Here is a 17,783-nt window from a genome sequence, read left to right as displayed (position 1 = left end):
TATTAATAAACATTTAAGGGGGAGAAGTATGTTGAATGTGACTGTAATTAACTCTAGCAACAAAAATGGCAATACACATCGCTGTGTAGATATTTTAATTAATAAATTAGCGAATTTAATAGAAATAAATAAAGAAGAGTATTTTTTAAAAAAAGATTTTAATAAGTTCTGCACAGGTTGCATGCAATGCATATTACAAAGTAAAGAAAGTTGTCCACATTATACTGAGTTATCACCAATTATAGAATCAATGTTATCGGCAGATGTACTTATATTTAGTTCTCCTGTATATGTGTTTGATGTAAGTGGTAGTATGAAAGCCTTTCTTGATCATACAGCATATATGTGGATGTTACATAGACCGGAGAAAAATATGTTTAATAAATTTGCAGTCGGGATATCATCAGCAGCTGGTGGAGGGATAGGTCACACTAATAAAACTTTCAAAATGAATTTTTTGTTCTGGGGGATAGCAAGATACGAAACCATTGGATATAGAGTTTTGTCAAACTCTAAAGATGATATATTAAATGATCCAAAGCTAAACAAAAAGTTGGAAAAATTGAGTAGGAAAATAGATAGATGGAGTACAAATAAAAGAAAAAATCCGAAAATTTTAACACGAGTTTTATTCAATTTAGTATTAAAAATGCAGAGAGGAAATACATGGGGAACGGTTGATGCAGACTATTGGAAAAATAATGGTTGGATTGGCGGTAAAAAGCCTTGGAATTAACAAATCTTTTTACTCTAAATTTTATCACTTCTAGCATACAGTTTGTGCAATCATTTTCGAGAAGAAATAAATATTAATTTTACTCTTATTACCATATTATACATTAATTTATAGTAAGTATTATATTTATTCAAATTAATGGTAATAATATTAAATGATTTTTGAAAATTAGACAATTTAACTAATATCAATGACATTTTATATAATTTATGGAAAAGGAGTTAAAAAATATGAATGTAAGTCAAAAGTATACAGTAGGAATTCCAAGGGCACTTTTATATTTTAAACACAGTGTTCTTTGGGAGACTTTTTTTAGAGAGATTGGATGTAATGTTGTATTAAGTCCAAAAACTACAAAAAAATTACTAGATGATGGTATTTCTTATTCTATAGATGAGAGTTGTTTATCATCAAAAGTTTTTATGGGTCATGTTAATTCATTAAGGGGCAAGGTTGACTATGTTTTTATTCCTCGTATTGTTAGTTATGGAGACAAAGAAATTACTTGCACGAAGTTTCATGCACTTTACGATATTGTAAGAAACACATTTGATGATATAAAATTATTAGATTATAACTTAGATGTTGAAAATGGAAATAAGGAATATGCAGGTTTTTATCAATTAGGTTTAAACTTTACTAAAAATCCTATAAAAATTCGTAATGCTTATAGGAAAGCAAAGAATGCTCAATTAATCAAGGATAAAAAAGCTGAAATGGAGCAAAAGGATTTATTAGAGAATAAAGATAAACTAAAAATCTTAATTGTTTCACATCCTTATAATATTTATGATGAATTTATTGGTCAACCAGTTGTTAAGTATTTAAAACAACTAAATACTGAGCCTATATATGCTGATCTACTAGACGAGAATATCGCAATAAATGAATCAAAGAAAATATCTTCAGACTTGTATTGGAGTTATAATAAACACTTAATAGGGGCTATTGAACACTACAAAAATAAAATAGATGGGATTATTTTTCTAGTAACATTTCCATGTGGCCCGGATTCTTTAGTTACAGAGTTATGTAAAAGAAAAATTAAGGATATACCTCTTATTTCTGTAGTATTAGATGAATTACAAGGAGAGGCTGGTTTGCGTACTAGGTTAGAAAGTTTTGTTGATATAATATCTATGAAAAAACAAGATAGTATAGAATTTATTAAGACTGGAGAAATGTAGATATGAGTAATGTTAAAGAAAGAATTATTAGCTTTCCGCACATGGGAAATTATCACATTCCTGTTAGTAAGCTAGTTGAAGATACTTTAGATGGAAAAGTTATTATAGCGCCCCCTATAACTAGAAAAACAATAGATTTAGGCACTAAACATAGCCCAGAATTTGTTTGTGTTCCTTTCAAATATAACTTAGGAAACTATATTGAGGCATTAGATAACGGTGCAAATTTTTTAGTACAAGCGGGTGGTGGGTGCCGCTTTGGGTATTATGGAGAAGTACAAGAACAAATTTTAAGAGATTTAGGATATGATTTTGATTTTTTTAAAATTGTAGATACTCTCGATGTTAATCCTATAAGTTTTTATAAAAAATTTAAAGTAGTGAATTCTAATTTAAATTTTAAGCAGTTCTACTCGTCATTTCGTTTAGCTTACTCTCATGTTAATGCCATTGATAATATTGAAAAATATATTAGAGAAAATATAGGGTTTGAAATTAATGAAGGCAGTTTTGAAAAATTGGAAAAAAACTTTCATAATGATTTAAGCAGAACAAATACTCCTAAGGAAGTTAATAGTGTATATGAAAAGTATTTAAATGAATTTAAACAAATTCCTATAGATAAACCCAAAAATCCTTTAAAAGTTGGAATCGTAGGTGAATTATATGTATTGATGGAACCTTTTAGTAACTATTTTATAGAAAAAGAGTTAGCTAAAAAAGGAATAGAGGTTAGAAGATACATTACTGCTTCCTATCTATTATTTTCAAAAGACCATAGCGAGAAAAAAATAATGAAAGAGGCAAATCCATACTTAAAATATGCCATTGGAGCTGATGGTACAGATAGTGTAGCAAAATCAATACAATTATCAAAAGAAGGTTTTGATGGAATTATACATGTTAAGCCATTTGGCTGTACCCCTGAAGTTAATTCTATGCCACCAGTACAAAAAGTAAGTAGGGATTATAATATTCCGATATTATACTTTAGTTTTGATTCTCAGACATCAGAAACTGGCGTAAAAACAAGGATTGAAGCTTTTTATGATATGCTTATGATGAGAAAGGAGATAATATAATGAAAAAATCTTATTTAGGTATTGATATTGGATCTATATCTACTAAAGGTGTAATTATAGATGAAAATAATAACTTTATGGCTAAAACTTATCTTTGGACAGAAGGTAATCCTATTAATGCAGTAAAGAGAGTTTTAGAAGATTTAGAAAAACAAATACCACAGGATGTACAGGTAGTAGCTGTAGGGACTACTGGTTCTGCTAGAGAACTTATAGGAACAATTTTGCAGGCTCAAGTTGTAAAAAATGAAATAACTGCTCATGCTATTGGCACACTTTCTATTTATCCTGATGTTAAAACAATCCTCGAAATAGGTGGACAAGATAGTAAAATCATAGTTATGAATAATGGAATTGTTACTGATTATGCTATGAATACATTATGTGCAGCTGGAACGGGATCCTTCTTGTCTTCACAGGCTAAGCGACTTGGAATGGAAGTTGAAGAATTTGGAGAGTATGCATTGCATTCTGAAAATCCAACTAAAATTGCTGGTCGTTGTACTGTTTTTGCTGAATCTGATTTAGTTCATAAAGCACAAATCGGTCATAAAAAAGAAGATATTATTGCTGGACTTTGTAGATCGGTTGTTGTAAATTATCTTAATAATGTTGGTAAGGGAAAGTCTATTAAAGCTCCGATAGTTTTCCAAGGTGGAGTTAGTAAAAATGTAGGTGTTATAAGGGCTTTTGAAAATACTTTAGGTGAAAAAATCCATGTCGATGATTATGGTCATTTAATGGGATGCTTAGGTTCTGCTATTTTAGCAAAAAAATCTAAAAAGGAAAAAGTTTTTAACTTCGGAATTAAAGATATTGAATTTACTACTACCGGTAAAGAATGTGAGAACTGTTCTAATAATTGTGAAATAGTTTGTGTAATGCGTAATGACGAGTTCCTTGATGCTTGGGGAAATCGTTGTGAGGCAGGGGTGCACAGTATTCGTAAAGAAATGAAAAAAAATGTATAAAAAAGTTAGATTAAATAATATATAATAGAATTAAATTGTAAATTTATTTATGTACAACAATAGTTAATGTTAATGAATTTTTTAAATTTAATAGTTGATTAATAAAATAGCAACTCTTAAGAAGCTAATAATATATCTATAAAAGATATATAAGATTATAAATAACAATGACTAAAGTGAGGAGGTTAAAAATGGTTTATTACATAAGATTAAGAGGATAGCACGGGTTTGTGACTATCATCTTAGAAAATCTATTATAATAGGCACAATCCCGTAAATTGACCAGTTTATCAATACGAGGAGATTGTGCAATGGAAACAACAAAAATAAAAAAATTAGATAGAATAAAAAATGATTTAGAAATTAACAAATCAAAAATGAGATGTCCTCAGTGCCATAGTAGTTTTTGTGAAATTGAAGGAAATAGCCTTATATGCAGTAAAAATCACTGTTTTGATATAGCTAAAAAGGGATATATAAACTTACTTAAATCTAATAATAGTGATATTTACAATAAAGCTTTATTTGAATCCAGGAAGAGAGTATACACATGTGGAGTTTATAGATGTCTATTTGAAGAGATAAGTCACATTGTATTAGATAATATGAAGAATAAATCGGAAAGTCTTATACTTGACGCTGGTAGTGGTGAAGGTTACTTATTGAATTATCTATCAAAAGCTGAAGCTATTTCAGATAGATCAAAACTAATGGGTGTAGATATATCAAAAGAAGCTATACAAATAGCAGCTAGAGAAGAACAAAACATACTTTGGTGTGTTTCAGATTTATCTAATTTACCGGTACATGATAAAAAAATAAGTATAATTTTAAACATGTTATCACCGGCAAACTACAGAGAATTTAAGCGAATACTAAATCCTCAAGGAGTAGTGATAAAAGTAGTTCCAGAAGAAGGATATCTAAAAGAAATAAGAGAAAATCTATCGGGATATATAGAGAAAGATTTTTATTCAAACAAAAAGATAGTAGATAAATTTAAAGAAAATTTAAATTTAATTTACGAGGATAGAATAAGGTATTCAGTAAAAATAGATCATAGCGTATTTATGGATCTTTTAAAAATGACACCTTTGACAGCTAAAATTCCAGATATAAAGTTGAAAAATATTATGAAATTAGATATAGATAAAATAACTATAGATCTAAAGCTACTTGTTGGAAGTATTCGTTAGGTCAATGCACATAAGTAGTACTGAAAAAAAGTAACCCAAAACATGGTTTTGGGTTACTTCAATTTATTTCATTATTTTTAGTTAGTTGTAGTTGGAGGAACGTAAACTCTTTGAGCTAGTTCATCATCAAGCATATAAAGAGCGACTTGGTTGTCTTTAGCTCTTTTAACTTTTTTAACTAAATTATTAAAGCTGTCCTCTTCTTCAACTTGCTCGTCAACGTACCATTTAAGTATACTTATAGTAGCATGTTCTCTTTCTTCAGTTGCAGAATCTATAAGATCGTATATTTTTCTAGTTACTAATTTTTCGTGAGCGTAAGCTTCTTCAATAACCTCTAAAATATCTTTGTACTCAGCTTTTGGCTTAGGAATCTCGTCTAAAGTAACTACACCATCTTTTTGGAATATGTAGTCGTATAACTTCATTGCGTGAGCAAGTTCCTCTTGAACTTGAACTCTGAAGAAGTTAGCAAAACCACTTAGGTCTATTGATTCGGCATAAGATGCCATAGCTAAATAAACGTATGATGAATATATTTCAAAATTCACTTGGTCATTTAGCTCATCAAATAATTTTTTACTTACCATTTGATCACCTCTTATAAGAATTTATTTTTGTACCTTAGCTATAGTTTATAATTTTTTCAGCTAATAAGCAAATATAAATAGAAAATATTGCTATTTTTATGATATAATACATTTTCAACCAAATTTAGGTAGAATACTAAACAATTTGGGTATAATATATAAGATGAGGTTAGTATAACCCAAAATCTTTAAAGCAATACGAGTATTAGGAGGAATAAAATTGATTTCAAATTTATTAGTAAAATCCTTTATAAAAGACAGAGATAATACACAAGATGAATATGTTAGAAATAAATACGGCTATCTTGCAGGGGTAGTTGGAATTTTGATGAATTTTTTACTATTTGGATTTAAATTAGCTATAGGGATTCTTACATCAAGTATAGCTGTAATGGCTGATGCATTTAATAACCTGTCGGACATGGCTTCATCAATAGTAACTATAATAGGTTTTAAACTTTCAAGTGTACCCCCAGATGAAGAGCATCCATTCGGACACGGAAGACTTGAATATATTTCAGCGCTTGTAGTTGCATTTATGGTTATGTTAGTTGGTGTTCAATTTATTAAATCATCATTCGAGAGAATTCTAAATCCAGTTCCAATTAAATTTGAAATAATACCATTTATAATACTTTTTGTATCGATACTTATAAAAATATGGCTCAGTAGATTTAATAATTTTATAGGTAAGAAAATAGATTCTTCTGCACTTAAAGCAGCTGCTTTAGATGCTATGGGGGATGTTGTTACATCAAGCTGTGTTGTTTTATCATTTTTAGCAGCTAAATTTACAAGTATATCTATTGATGGTTATGTAGGTATAGTTGTAGCTTTATTAATTTTGTATGCTGGATTTTCTTTAGTAAAAGATACCATAAATCCGTTACTAGGAGAAGCTCCAGATGAAGAACTCGTAAATTCAATAATCGATGGATTGATGTCATATGATATGGTAATAGGTGTACACGATTTAATAATCCACAATTACGGTGTTGGAAAAAGTATTGCATCTATACATGCTGAAATTCCATCTGACAAAGATATACTTGATATACACGAAATAATAGATACAGCTGAGAGAGAGCTTTCAGAAAAACTAAAAATATACTTAGTAATACACATGGATCCTGTTAATGTTCAAGATGAAGAAATTTACGAAACAAGACAAGAGCTTGAAGATATGTTGAAACAAAATCCTTATATATTATCTATTCACGATTTTAGAATTGTTGGAAAAGGTGAAAGAAAAAATCTAATATTCGATGTAGTAGTTGATCCAAATGAATTAGATAGAAATGTTACTAAGGACGAGATCAAAAAAAATATCACTAAATTAGTAAAAGAAGCCCATCCATGTTATGGATGTATTATAGGTATAGATAGAAAGTTCTATTAGATTTAATTTACAATTAAAATGAGGGATGTAGTAATTATTAACCAGTTAAGTTATGAATGGATAATTATCACTGCATCCCTCTTATTACGTTTAAGTTTTACAATTTATACCGGTATTTTATCAAAATCTATACCATTTAAAACCAAAACATCTCCGAGTTTTATCTTGGTAGAACCTTTAGGAACGATAGCTTTATTGTTACGTTTGATCATTACAACGAGAATACTCTGAGGAATATTAGCCTCAGACAAAGTCTTGTTGACCCAAGGGCTACTCTTTGTAATTTCAACTTCCATTAGGTGGGTTAAAGATTCTTCTTCGTAGTCAGTAAATGTCTTGAAAATAGATTCATTGTCATCTACTAAGTCCAGTTTTCTAGCAAAAGTAGGTATCAGTGTACCCTGGACTAATACTGAGAAAAGTGCTACGAAAAATACTATATGGAATATATCCTGACTTATATTTAGATTAAAAGATACAGCATATATTGCAAAAACAACTGAAGCTGCACCTCTAAGGCCAACCCAGGATACAAATAACTGATGTTTAATCGGGAACTTAAACCAGCTAAGTATTGAGAACGTCGCAATAGGTCTTGCTACAAAGATCATAAATAAAGACACAACAACAGCAGGAACAATGATTTTAGGTATTTCAGATGGGAAAGATAATAATCCTAATGTAAAGAACAGCATTATCTGCATAATCCATGAAATTCCATCAAAGAAATGAAAAAGACTTCGTTTGTGCATTATACTACTGTTTCCAACGATTATACCTATTAAATAAACACAGATATACCCATTACCGCCGACTGTTTCACTTAATGCATAACCAAGTATAACTATTGCAGTTACAAGGATAGGATAAAGTCCGTCGATTTCGAGATTTATTTTTTGAAGTACAACAACTGTAATTTTAGCGAGTACAAAACCGATCAATAGGCCAAATACTATCTGAGAAAACAACATTGTTAAAACTGTAGATTCTCCATTTCCCATAAAAAGAGAAACTATAATAACAGTTAACATATATGAAATTGGGTCATTACTACCACTTTCGATCTCAAGTAGAGATCCTAAACCATCTTTTAGATTTAATTTTCTAGAACGCAAAATCGCGAATACTGATGCTGCATCTGTAGATGCAACGACTGAACCGATCAATAATCCCTCAAGAAGTGAAGTTTTTAAAACGAAGAAACAGAATAAACCGGTAAGTGACGCGGTAATTATAACTCCGAGTGTCGACATGAGTACAGATGGAATAAATACAGGTTTTCCTGCTTTCCAATTGGTACCAAAACCACCGTAAAACATTATAAATATTAAGCCGAAAGAGCAAATCTGCCTTGATAATTCATAATCACTAAAATATATACCGACAATACCATCAGAGCCAAATAGCATTCCGAGAATTATAAATATCGCAAGTGTCGGTATACCAAATCTGTAGAGCAGTTTGCTCGAGGCTATACATAATAGTAAAATAATAGAACAAATAATCATCACATTGATCATATTTCTATCATACCTCCCAACCTTATTAAATTTCAGGTTTATTTTGTGCATAAAAAGTTAAATTTATTAGACTTATTGCTTATATTTAATAAAACCTATAATATAATTATAAGTGTATGTTAAGAGTATATCAATAGTGAAAATTTACAATTATGCAATTAACAAATAAATTTATGGGTATATATTTAAAAGATATTATTGATATAACTTATTTTTAGGAGGTAGTAGATGTTTGAAAATATTCTTTCAATTGGGCATATAAATTTCTTTCTTGTATTTATAGAAGGTATAATATCATTTTTTTCACCTTGTGTGATTCCTCTTATACCTATATATATGAGCTATTTAGCAGGTAATGCAAAAAAAGTAGATCTTAATGGAAATATTACATACGAAAGAAGCAAGGTATTATTCCACACATTATTCTTTGTGCTTGGAATATCTGCTTCATTTTTTATCTTAGGATTATCATTTTCTGCACTAGGAAGGTTTTTTAGTGACAATAAACTTGTATTTAGTAAAATCGGTGGGATTATTATTATAGTTTTAGGATTAATTCAAATTGGGTTTCTAAATTTTAATTTTTTAAACAGAAATTTAAAGATAAATATAAACCAAAATTTAAATAAGATGAATCCAATAGTAGCATTTGTAATGGGATTTACGTTTAGCTTTGCGTGGACGCCTTGTGTAGGTCCAGCACTGTCTTCTGTACTTATACTTGCATCAAGTGCTAAAAGTGCGATTGCTGGAAATGTGCTTGTATTAGTTTATACAATTGGTTTTATAATCCCGTTTTTACTGCTAGGTGTATTTACTACTCAAGCACTTCAGTTTATAGATAGAAAAAAACACATAGTGAAGTACACTATAAAGGTTGGTGGAGTAATACTAATTGCAATGGGAATTATGACATATACTGGCTGGATTAATTCATTGACAGGATACTTAAATACAAATGACAGCAATCAAAGTATATCTCAAAAATCAGATAAAAATAATGCTAAAGAAAGTAAAGACAATGATGAAGATAAAGGTAGTTCAAAAGATGATGATGTTTCAGATTCAAACAGTGAACAAGCCAAACCTGGAGAATTGCCAGCGTTTGATTTTACATTATTAGATCAAAATGGAAAAGAGCATAAACTATCAGAATACAAAGGTAAAGTAGTATTTTTAAATTTCTGGGCAACGTGGTGTCCACCTTGCAAAGAAGAGATGCCTCATATTGAAGAGTTATATAAGGAATATAATTTAAATAAAGATGAGGTAGTAATTTTGGGGGTAACAGGTACTCACGATCAAACTGAGCAAGATATAAAAGACTATTTAGACGAAAACAATTACACTTTCCCTACAGTCATAGATAAAACAGGAGAGATATTTACTGACTATAATATTAATTCGTATCCTACAACTTTTATGATTGATAAAGACGGTAAAATATATGGATATACAGTCGGGGCTCTTAGTAAAGATATAATGAAACAGATTATAAAACAAACTTTGGAAGGCAAGAAGTTATAAATTGACTTTGTTTTTTCTATATGGTAGAATTTATAAGATTAGACAAATTATGACTTGAAGTTATTAAAGAGATTAGGGGGCGGGTAGACCCTATCTCTTTTTTTGTAACTATTTCAGAGCTAATTAAACATAGTTTTTAAGAGGATTATTTAAAGAAATACGCATAACTTAAGTACATATATAAGAAGTTTAAGTGAAATAATTAAATTAGAGAGAGGAGATGTCAGATGAAGTTAATATTAAAATATCTCAAGAACTATAAACTTTTGATAGCATTAAACTTCGTTGGTGTATTTAGTTTCGCACTTGTTGAACTTGGAATTCCTACAGTGCTTGCTAAAATCATAGACGATGGTATAACTAATGGAGATATTCCTTATATAAAGAAGATGATATTAGTAATGATATTTATATCTATAATCGGTGGATTTGGAAGCATGCTTTTAGGTTACTGTTCATCGAAAGTATCTACAGGCGTTGCTAGAGACATAAGAAATAGAATTTTTGAGAAATCACAAGAGTTTTCCCATACTGAGTACAACAAATTTGGAGTTTCATCGATGATAGTAAGAACTACAAACGATGTATATCAACTTCAAAACTTTGTCAATATTCTACTCAGAATGGCATTTCTTACACCAATAGTATTTTTGATAAGTGTCATCATGACATTTATAACTAGTGCTCAGCTATCATTAATAATAATGGCAACAATACCTTTTATATTCTTTGGAGTTTTCATAATAGCTAAAATTTCTCACAAGATATCTGATACACAACAAAAAAGTCTAGATAAATTAAATAGAATATTAAGAGAAAACTTAACAGGAATAAGAGTAATTAGAGCTTTTAGAAAAGACAAATACGAGACTGAAAGGTTCGGGGAGACCAATGAGTTTTATGCTAAGGTTTCTAAAAAGTTGTTTAGATTAATGGCTATCACGCAACCGATATTTTTCTTGATACTAAACATAGCCACACTTGCAGTATTTTGGGTATCCAGTGGTAAAATAAACAATGGCACGTTACAAGTTGGTCAGTTAGTAGCGTTTTTAGAGTATTTATTCCATGCAATGTTCTCAATTATGTTGTTCTCTATGGTATTTATAATGTATCCAAGGGCTGCAGTGTCAGCTAGCAGAATACAAGACCTACTCAATGAAGATCCGATTATAAAAAATCCTGAAAATGGAGTGAAAGAGACAGAAATTAGAGGACAAATAGAATTTAAAAATGTTACATTCGCATATCCAGATGGGGAAGCAGATGTACTTAAGAATGTATCATTTACAGCAAAGGCTGGAGAGACTGTGGCATTTATCGGGAGCACAGGTAGTGGAAAGAGTTCACTGATAAACTTGATACCAAGATTTTATGATGTTACAGCTGGAAGTATAAAAGTAGATGGTGTAGATGTAAGAGATTATGATTTAAAAGCACTAAGATCAAAAATAGGATTTATACCTCAAAAAGCTTTACTTTTCTCAGGAAGCATAAAGAATAATATTAGATTTGGTAAGAAAAATGCAAACGAAGATGAAATCAAGTACTCAGCTAAAGTAGCTCAAGCTTATGATTTTATAAAACGTAAACCTAAAAAGTTTGATGAAGAACTTAGTGAAGGTGGAGCAAACGTATCTGGAGGTCAAAAACAGAGACTTTCCATTGCTAGAGCATTAGTTAGAGACGCAGAAATATATGTATTTGACGATAGTTTTTCGGCTCTAGACTTTAAAACGGATTCTGAACTTAGAGCCAGATTAAAAGAAGAAACAAAAGATTCTGCAGTACTTATAGTAGCTCAGAGAATAAGTTCTATAATGGATGCAGATAAAATAATAGTTTTAGATGAAGGAGAAGTAGTATCTATTGGAACACATAAAGAACTTCTTAAAAATTCAAAAGTATACTACGAAATAGCTACATCACAACTTAAAAAGGAGGAATTGGGTTAATGAAAAAATCTAAAAATTTTGGATCAACTTATAAAAAAATGTCTCCTTTCATAAAACCCTATAGAATTTCATTTTTAGTTGCGATACTTTTCGTAATTACTTCGGCGATTTTAAACTCAATAGACCCTAGAATCGAAGGTATGATAACTACTCAATTAGCAAAAGATGTAGTAGATATCTACAAGGGGGTAGAAGGGGCTTCAGTTAATTTTGATTATATACTAAAAATTATGGGAATATTAGCTGTAATTTATCTAGCGAAAGCGATACTAACTTACAGTGCAGGTTGTCTACTTGCTAATGCTATACAGAATAGTATAAGAGACCTAAGAACAGCAGTTGAAAATAAAATAAGAAGGCTTCCAATAAGTTATTTTGATAAAAACAGTCTTGGAGACGTACTAAGCCGCGTATCAAATGATATTGATACAATATCTAATGCTTTTCAACAGAGTTTTATACAGATAATTAATGGAATACTAGTCTTTTCATTGGCAATAGGTATGATGTTTACTATTAACGTTAAGATGGCGCTTTTTACAATGCTAATAATTCCTCTAAGTTATGTTATATCAAGATTTATAGTTAAAAAATCACAAAGCCAGTTCAATGCTCAACAAGACGCACTTGGCGTCTTAAATGGAAAAGTACAAGAGATGTACACTGGTTTTAATGAAATAAAATTATACGGAAAAGAGCAAGATGCAATAGCTGAGTTTAAAGAAGCGAATAATAATCTACGTAATTATGGATTTAAAGCTCAGTTTATATCTAGTTTGATGAATCCACTAATTTCTTTACTTACTTACTTTGGGATAGTCGCGGTTTCGTTTGTAGGAGCATTGAATGTTATTGCAGGAAGTATTACTGTAGGTAACTTACAAGCTTTTATACGTTATATTTGGCAAATAAATCAACCTCTGTCTCAGGTAACTCAGTTATCAACAGTAATTCAATCTGCATATTCAGCTATCCAGAGAGTTATTGAAATACTTGATGAAGAAGAAATGGTCGAAGATGCAGAGACTAAAGTAGATATATCTAAATTAGAAGGAAATGTAAGTTTTGAACATGTTAAATTTGGTTATGAAGACGACAATATACTTATAGATGATCTAAATGCCGAAGTAAAAAGCGGTCAAATGGTAGCAATCGTTGGACCTACTGGAGCTGGAAAAACAACGCTTATAAATTTACTAATGAGATTCTACGATGTAAAAGGTGGAGCAATTAAGATCGATGGTATAGACATAAGAGATATGGCCAGAGAAGACCTGAGATCGCTATTTGGAATGGTTCTTCAGGATACTTGGTTATTTAGTGGATCAATTTATGAAAACATTGAATATGGTAGATTTGGTGCGACTAAAGAAGAAATAGTTGAAGCCGCAAAAAGAGCAAACGTACATCACTTTATAAAAACTCTTCCAGACGGCTACAATATGAAAATTAATGAAGAGGCTTCAAATATCTCAATAGGTGAGAAGCAGCTTTTAACTATAGCAAGAGCGTTTTTATCAAATCCATCAATACTTATATTAGATGAGGCTACAAGTTCAGTAGATACAAGACTAGAACTTATGCTTCAAGAAGCTATGAAAAACATTATGAAGGACAGAACAAGTTTCGTAATAGCCCATAGACTATCTACTATAAGAAATGCTGATTTGATTTTAGTTATGAATCAAGGAACCATAATTGAACAGGGAACTCATGATGAGTTAATGGCTAAAGGTGGATTCTATGAGAATCTATACAATAGTCAGTTTGCCAATAAAGATAACAAAGCCAAGTTAGATAAAAAATAGCAATAAAATAAGGTCAAGGTGCATGAAATTTAATTTATAAAAAGCTCCTTGACCTTTTTTATTTTTCTTTATATATTATTTACTTGTCGATAATTTTGTTAAGTCTATAGTAAATGGCTCTCCAACTTTTTTAAAGTCATTAGGCATTTTTCCACTTTTTTCTGGCATCTTTACAGCGTACGGAGTTAGAGTTAGTTTTGTTGCTGTTTCATCTATAACTGATTCTATATTTTCATTTTCAAAGAAACCTCCATCTTTATCGCTACTAGCTAAGTAAAATTCAACTTTATTTCCTAGATCGTCTTTTCCTGTTAGTTTAATATCATATAAAGTACCTCTTGAGTGATTGTAAGAGAAGTATATTTTATCACCCAGATCATTTCTTTTGTATTTTTCTAATGTCAATTTTTCGTTTTTATTTATATTTATTTCTTGTTTTAAATTCATTTTTTGTGTAGTCTTTGCTAGTTCACTACCGTTTGCTTTAAATTCAAACGTCCAATTACCTGGAATGCTTTTTCCATCTCTTTCAATATTATCAAACACGATCTTAAAATCAATGTCATCTGATTTTGAAATAGGTGTTGATAAGTCGTTTTTCATTACATACTGTCTAGTGTACTCATCAATATCAATACCGCCACCTCGTGCACCACTGGAAATAGATTTTCCATTTACGTATATAGATTCATTAGAGATAAGGTAATCTTTAACTTTTTTATCCGATACAAAACTAGAAGATACTATTAATTCATCGTCATCTAAAATAACTTCATTTAATTTTACAGTAATTCCATGTTTAGTAATTTCTTTATTTACAATAGTGCTGTATTTATCAATATCGTTGTTTATACCCAGAATAGATGCCATGTCTTTAGTTACGATAGCTATATTAGCCCATATTTGCCCACCTATACTGCTACTCAAAAAGGACATTGATAAGACAACTACTGAGGCAGCAATTACAAATTTCTTAAGGTTGTAATGCTTATCCCTTTTCTTTATAGATTTTCTAAAATTCTTTTTTATTTTCTTTGATTCTATATCAGTAAAATCATTTTTATCTAATTTATCTAAATCAATTTGAGTTTCATTAAGCAGACAAAGTATATCTTTATTTATATCGTTATTCATTTTATATCCTCCTAGTTTCAAGATTATTAATTGTAGTTTTCAACTTTTTTCTACCTCTTGATAATCTATTGTATATGACGCTTTTGGTAAGTCCTAATTCTTTGCTTACTTCGTCTAAATCCTTTTCTTCAAGGTACACCATTAGGAAAATTTGTTTATCCTCAGGTTTAAGAGGTGTAAGTAATTTTTCAAGACTTTTCTGAACTTCTTTTTCTAATACTTTTTCAAGTAGATTATCTGTTGAAGCAATCTCTGTATTTTCAATGTTTTCATCTTTTAAGTTTTTTAGATACTTCCTCTGATAGTCTATAGCTTTATATTTTGATATAGCTGCTAACCAATTTTTAAAAGAATTTTTTTCTTCATCAAATGAATCTATATTATCCCAAACAGCGAGTAAGACATCGTTTATACATTCCTCTTGATGACCTATAAGATTATAAAGAGATTTTTTTACAGTTGATTTTATTATCCAACCGTAGTTATCGATAACAAAATATAAGGCCTTTTCATTTTTATTTCTAAGTTCTGAAATAAAATTGTTTTCATCTATCTTCATTTTTACCTCCATTTCAAATAAGCTTATTTATGTATTTGTCTATTAATACGAATCTAATCATCTTAATCTATCATATTTTAATGAAAAATTATAAAAGTAATTTAATTTTTATATTTATCTATAATACTAATATATATTTAAATATTTACATATAGTTTTATAACGATGTTTCAAATAATTAACACATTAATAGATTTACTATAAGATTTTATTAAGAAGAGAGGAGTTAATTTGATTAGCTTATTGAAACGAATTATGACCGCATTTATGCTGTCTTTTTTAACTATCGCAATTAGTGTGAGTGTATACGCTGAACAAAGTAAATTCGAGTATGTGGTTTTGGGAGATTCGATTTCGACGGGTTTAGGACTTAAAGATAAAGAAAAGCAAAAATTTTCAAATAAACTAGCGAGAAGTATAAACAAAAAATCAATCAACTTAGCTGTCAACGGAATAGATACTAGCGATTTAGTTGGAATATTCAGATCCAATGATAATGATATCAATAGCTATATTAGAAGTGCAGAAGTCATAACACTATCAATTGGAGGAAATAACTTACTACAACCTTTGGTTTATTCAATTAAAGAGTCATTAGGATTAGCTTATAATGCATCTTCTTATGAAGTAGAAAAAGCTATCAGAGATAATCCGGAACCCCTTTTAGATTTACTTACATCTGACGGGCTGAAATCCCCAAAAATAACTGGAAAATTAAAGGATGGGCTCAGGGAATTTGATAGAGATTTTCCAATCATCATTAATCATATAAAAAGTCAAAATCCAGATGTTATATTAGTGGTACAAACTCTGTACAACCCTTTTACAGAAACTGCAGTTTTAAAACCAATGTCAAGTGTTGCAGATGTCTATATCAGTCAGATTAACAGATCTATTAAACAAAAGTCTTATGAAGACAAGTATTTAGTAGCAGATGTTTACAATGTATTTAAATCAAATAGCAGAGAAGTTATGACTAATATGGCGTACTTCGATATCCATCCAAATGAGAAAGGACAGAATGAGATATATAAAACTATTTTAGATACATTAGATGATAATATTCCCCAGGAAATAACAGCAATAACATCAAAACAAGAAAATACTTTAGATAGTTTTGTAAAGTGCTGGAAAGATATATTCACAAAAATAGGCTTATTGTTTAGATAGTTTGATAGGTAATAGCACACGAGTGTTTAGGTATACTAGTAAATTGCAGTCAGATAGGTATTAAATAACCAGTATAATTAAAAGATGCATTAGAACAATTAAAAGAAAGAATGATAAATCAACATATGAATGTAGAGAATAAATTAAAAATAAAATGGTTGCTTTAAAAAAAGCAACCATTTTATTTCTAGATGAAGTACTTTACTTCTTTTTGAATTTTTGTACATTTTTTGGCATTTTTGGTTGATGCGATAAAAATGACGATGTTGAATTAGCTGATAATTTTAGTGTACTGACAGCTAGAGAGCCTACTTTTCCTAATGCTAGTGACTTAAAATTTTTCTTCATGATATAATTCCTCCCTTTTTTTTATGATACCTAAAATCAACATTATAAAAATACATACAATAACGGAAGCTGTATAAGTTGCATACTCTTTTATTATTGTAAAATTAATGCCTATAGTTGATGTTACAAAAAGAAAACTAGATAGATATATAACAATTTTTTTATATTTTTTAACTTCTGATTTACTTAAAGGATTATTTCTATGTTCTTGGGGTGATAATAAATATATTCCTATATAACTTATTGTCATTAAAATAATCACAATAGAATTTGATTTAAAACTAAGTAATTTTTCTATTATGTACATATTAGCTAGATACAATATTATAAATGCTAATAAGCATTTTTTATAATTATCTGCATGATAACCACCACTAAATTGTCTAATAGGGCAGTAAAATAATAAAAACAACAACGTCTCAGTAAATCTATCAAATATAAATCCCACAAATAATATTACAGCTATATTGATTATGAACGCTATTATTGTCTCAAATGCATATAAATAAATATCGTATTCTTCATTATTTATTTCATGATTACTTATAAGGTATGAAGTTATTTTACAAGCACTGTTTTTTATCACTAATTACACCCTCTA

At 29.6% G+C, this 17,783-nt stretch carries 16 protein-coding genes; 10 read left to right on the top strand and 6 right to left on the bottom strand.

Annotated features, from left to right (window positions below; all coding sequences use genetic code 11):
• Positions 1-28 precede the first annotated feature (28 nt).
• From KQI18_RS03845 to KQI18_RS03825, 5 genes are all read left to right on the top strand, one after another.
• Complete coding sequence (locus KQI18_RS03845) at positions 29-736, top strand: flavodoxin family protein (protein ID WP_216466364.1); 708 nt, start codon at positions 29-31, stop codon at positions 734-736.
• A 230-nt stretch (positions 737-966) separates the two neighbouring features.
• A complete protein-coding gene (locus KQI18_RS03840; RefSeq protein WP_216466363.1) occupies positions 967-1,923 on the top strand; it encodes an acyl-CoA dehydratase activase-related protein in 957 nt (318 codons plus the stop codon).
• A gap of 2 nt (positions 1,924-1,925) precedes the next feature.
• A complete protein-coding gene (locus tag KQI18_RS03835; protein WP_216466362.1) occupies positions 1,926-3,005 on the top strand; it encodes a 2-hydroxyacyl-CoA dehydratase in 1,080 nt (359 codons plus the stop codon).
• Positions 3,005-3,976 carry an acyl-CoA dehydratase activase gene (locus KQI18_RS03830; protein WP_216466361.1) on the top strand — a complete coding sequence of 324 codons (972 nt, stop codon included), beginning with the start codon at positions 3,005-3,007 and terminating at the stop codon, positions 3,974-3,976. Before KQI18_RS03835 ends, KQI18_RS03830 begins: the two co-directional genes overlap by 1 nt.
• A 311-nt stretch (positions 3,977-4,287) precedes the next feature.
• Positions 4,288-5,172, top strand: a complete 885-nt coding sequence (locus tag KQI18_RS03825) for a putative RNA methyltransferase (RefSeq protein WP_216466360.1) — start codon at positions 4,288-4,290, stop codon at positions 5,170-5,172.
• 77 nt (positions 5,173-5,249) lie between these two features.
• On the opposite strand, the gene KQI18_RS03820 is transcribed toward KQI18_RS03825, so the two are convergent.
• Positions 5,250-5,762, bottom strand: coding sequence for a ferritin (locus KQI18_RS03820; protein WP_216466359.1), 513 nt, complete (start codon positions 5,760-5,762; stop codon positions 5,250-5,252).
• A 220-nt stretch (positions 5,763-5,982) separates the two neighbouring features.
• Here KQI18_RS03820 and KQI18_RS03815 point away from each other — a divergent pair, with 220 nt between their 5' ends.
• Entirely contained in the window at positions 5,983-7,161 is a 1,179-nt protein-coding gene (locus KQI18_RS03815; RefSeq protein ID WP_216466358.1) for a cation diffusion facilitator family transporter, read from the top strand.
• Positions 7,162-7,265: 104 nt separating this feature from the next.
• Here KQI18_RS03815 and KQI18_RS03810 read toward each other — a convergent pair whose 3' ends face one another.
• Positions 7,266-8,681, bottom strand: a complete 1,416-nt coding sequence (locus KQI18_RS03810) for a potassium/proton antiporter (RefSeq protein WP_216466357.1) — start codon at positions 8,679-8,681, stop codon at positions 7,266-7,268.
• 228 nt (positions 8,682-8,909) lie between these two features.
• Between KQI18_RS03810 and KQI18_RS03805 the strand changes: the two genes are divergently transcribed.
• The 3 genes from KQI18_RS03805 to KQI18_RS03795 all read left to right on the top strand — a co-directional run bounded on the left by KQI18_RS03805 (position 8,910) and on the right by KQI18_RS03795 (position 13,971).
• Positions 8,910-10,208 (top strand): cytochrome c biogenesis protein/redoxin, encoded by a 1,299-nt coding sequence (locus KQI18_RS03805; protein ID WP_216466356.1) that lies wholly within the window; start codon positions 8,910-8,912, stop codon positions 10,206-10,208.
• Between the two features lie 227 nt (positions 10,209-10,435).
• Positions 10,436-12,163, top strand: coding sequence for an ABC transporter ATP-binding protein (locus KQI18_RS03800; RefSeq protein ID WP_216466355.1), 1,728 nt, complete (start codon positions 10,436-10,438; stop codon positions 12,161-12,163).
• Positions 12,163-13,971 carry an ABC transporter ATP-binding protein gene (locus KQI18_RS03795; RefSeq protein WP_216466354.1) on the top strand — a complete coding sequence of 603 codons (1,809 nt, stop codon included), beginning with the start codon at positions 12,163-12,165 and terminating at the stop codon, positions 13,969-13,971. Before KQI18_RS03800 ends, KQI18_RS03795 begins: the two co-directional genes overlap by 1 nt.
• A 75-nt stretch (positions 13,972-14,046) precedes the next feature.
• Here the strand turns inward: KQI18_RS03795 and KQI18_RS03790 are convergent, their stop codons facing one another.
• Together KQI18_RS03790 and KQI18_RS03785 are read right to left on the bottom strand one after the other, a co-directional pair.
• Entirely contained in the window at positions 14,047-15,105 is a 1,059-nt protein-coding gene (locus tag KQI18_RS03790) for a DUF4179 domain-containing protein (protein WP_216466353.1), read from the bottom strand.
• 1 nt (position 15,106) lies between these two features.
• Positions 15,107-15,664, bottom strand: coding sequence for a sigma-70 family RNA polymerase sigma factor (locus tag KQI18_RS03785; RefSeq protein ID WP_216466352.1), 558 nt, complete (start codon positions 15,662-15,664; stop codon positions 15,107-15,109).
• Between the two features lie 231 nt (positions 15,665-15,895).
• On the opposite strand from KQI18_RS03785, the gene KQI18_RS03780 reads away from it, so the two are divergent.
• Positions 15,896-16,834 carry an SGNH/GDSL hydrolase family protein gene (locus KQI18_RS03780; RefSeq protein ID WP_216466351.1) on the top strand — a complete coding sequence of 313 codons (939 nt, stop codon included), beginning with the start codon at positions 15,896-15,898 and terminating at the stop codon, positions 16,832-16,834.
• Positions 16,835-17,035: 201 nt separating this feature from the next.
• Here the strand turns inward: KQI18_RS03780 and KQI18_RS03775 are convergent, their stop codons facing one another.
• Together KQI18_RS03775 and KQI18_RS03770 are read right to left on the bottom strand one after the other, a co-directional pair.
• A complete protein-coding gene (locus tag KQI18_RS03775) occupies positions 17,036-17,182 on the bottom strand; it encodes an AgrD family cyclic lactone autoinducer peptide (protein ID WP_216466349.1) in 147 nt (48 codons plus the stop codon).
• Complete coding sequence (locus KQI18_RS03770) at positions 17,166-17,768, bottom strand: accessory gene regulator ArgB-like protein (protein ID WP_216466347.1); 603 nt, start codon at positions 17,766-17,768, stop codon at positions 17,166-17,168. Before KQI18_RS03770 ends, KQI18_RS03775 begins: the two co-directional genes overlap by 17 nt.
• Positions 17,769-17,783 lie beyond the last annotated feature (15 nt).

The sequence above is a fragment of the Metaclostridioides mangenotii genome (assembly GCF_018917235.1).
Lineage (GTDB): Bacteria > Bacillota > Clostridia > Peptostreptococcales > Peptostreptococcaceae > Metaclostridioides.
The sequence above is the reverse complement of the archived record's forward strand: the minus strand, read 5'-3'. Positions and strand labels throughout refer to the sequence as shown.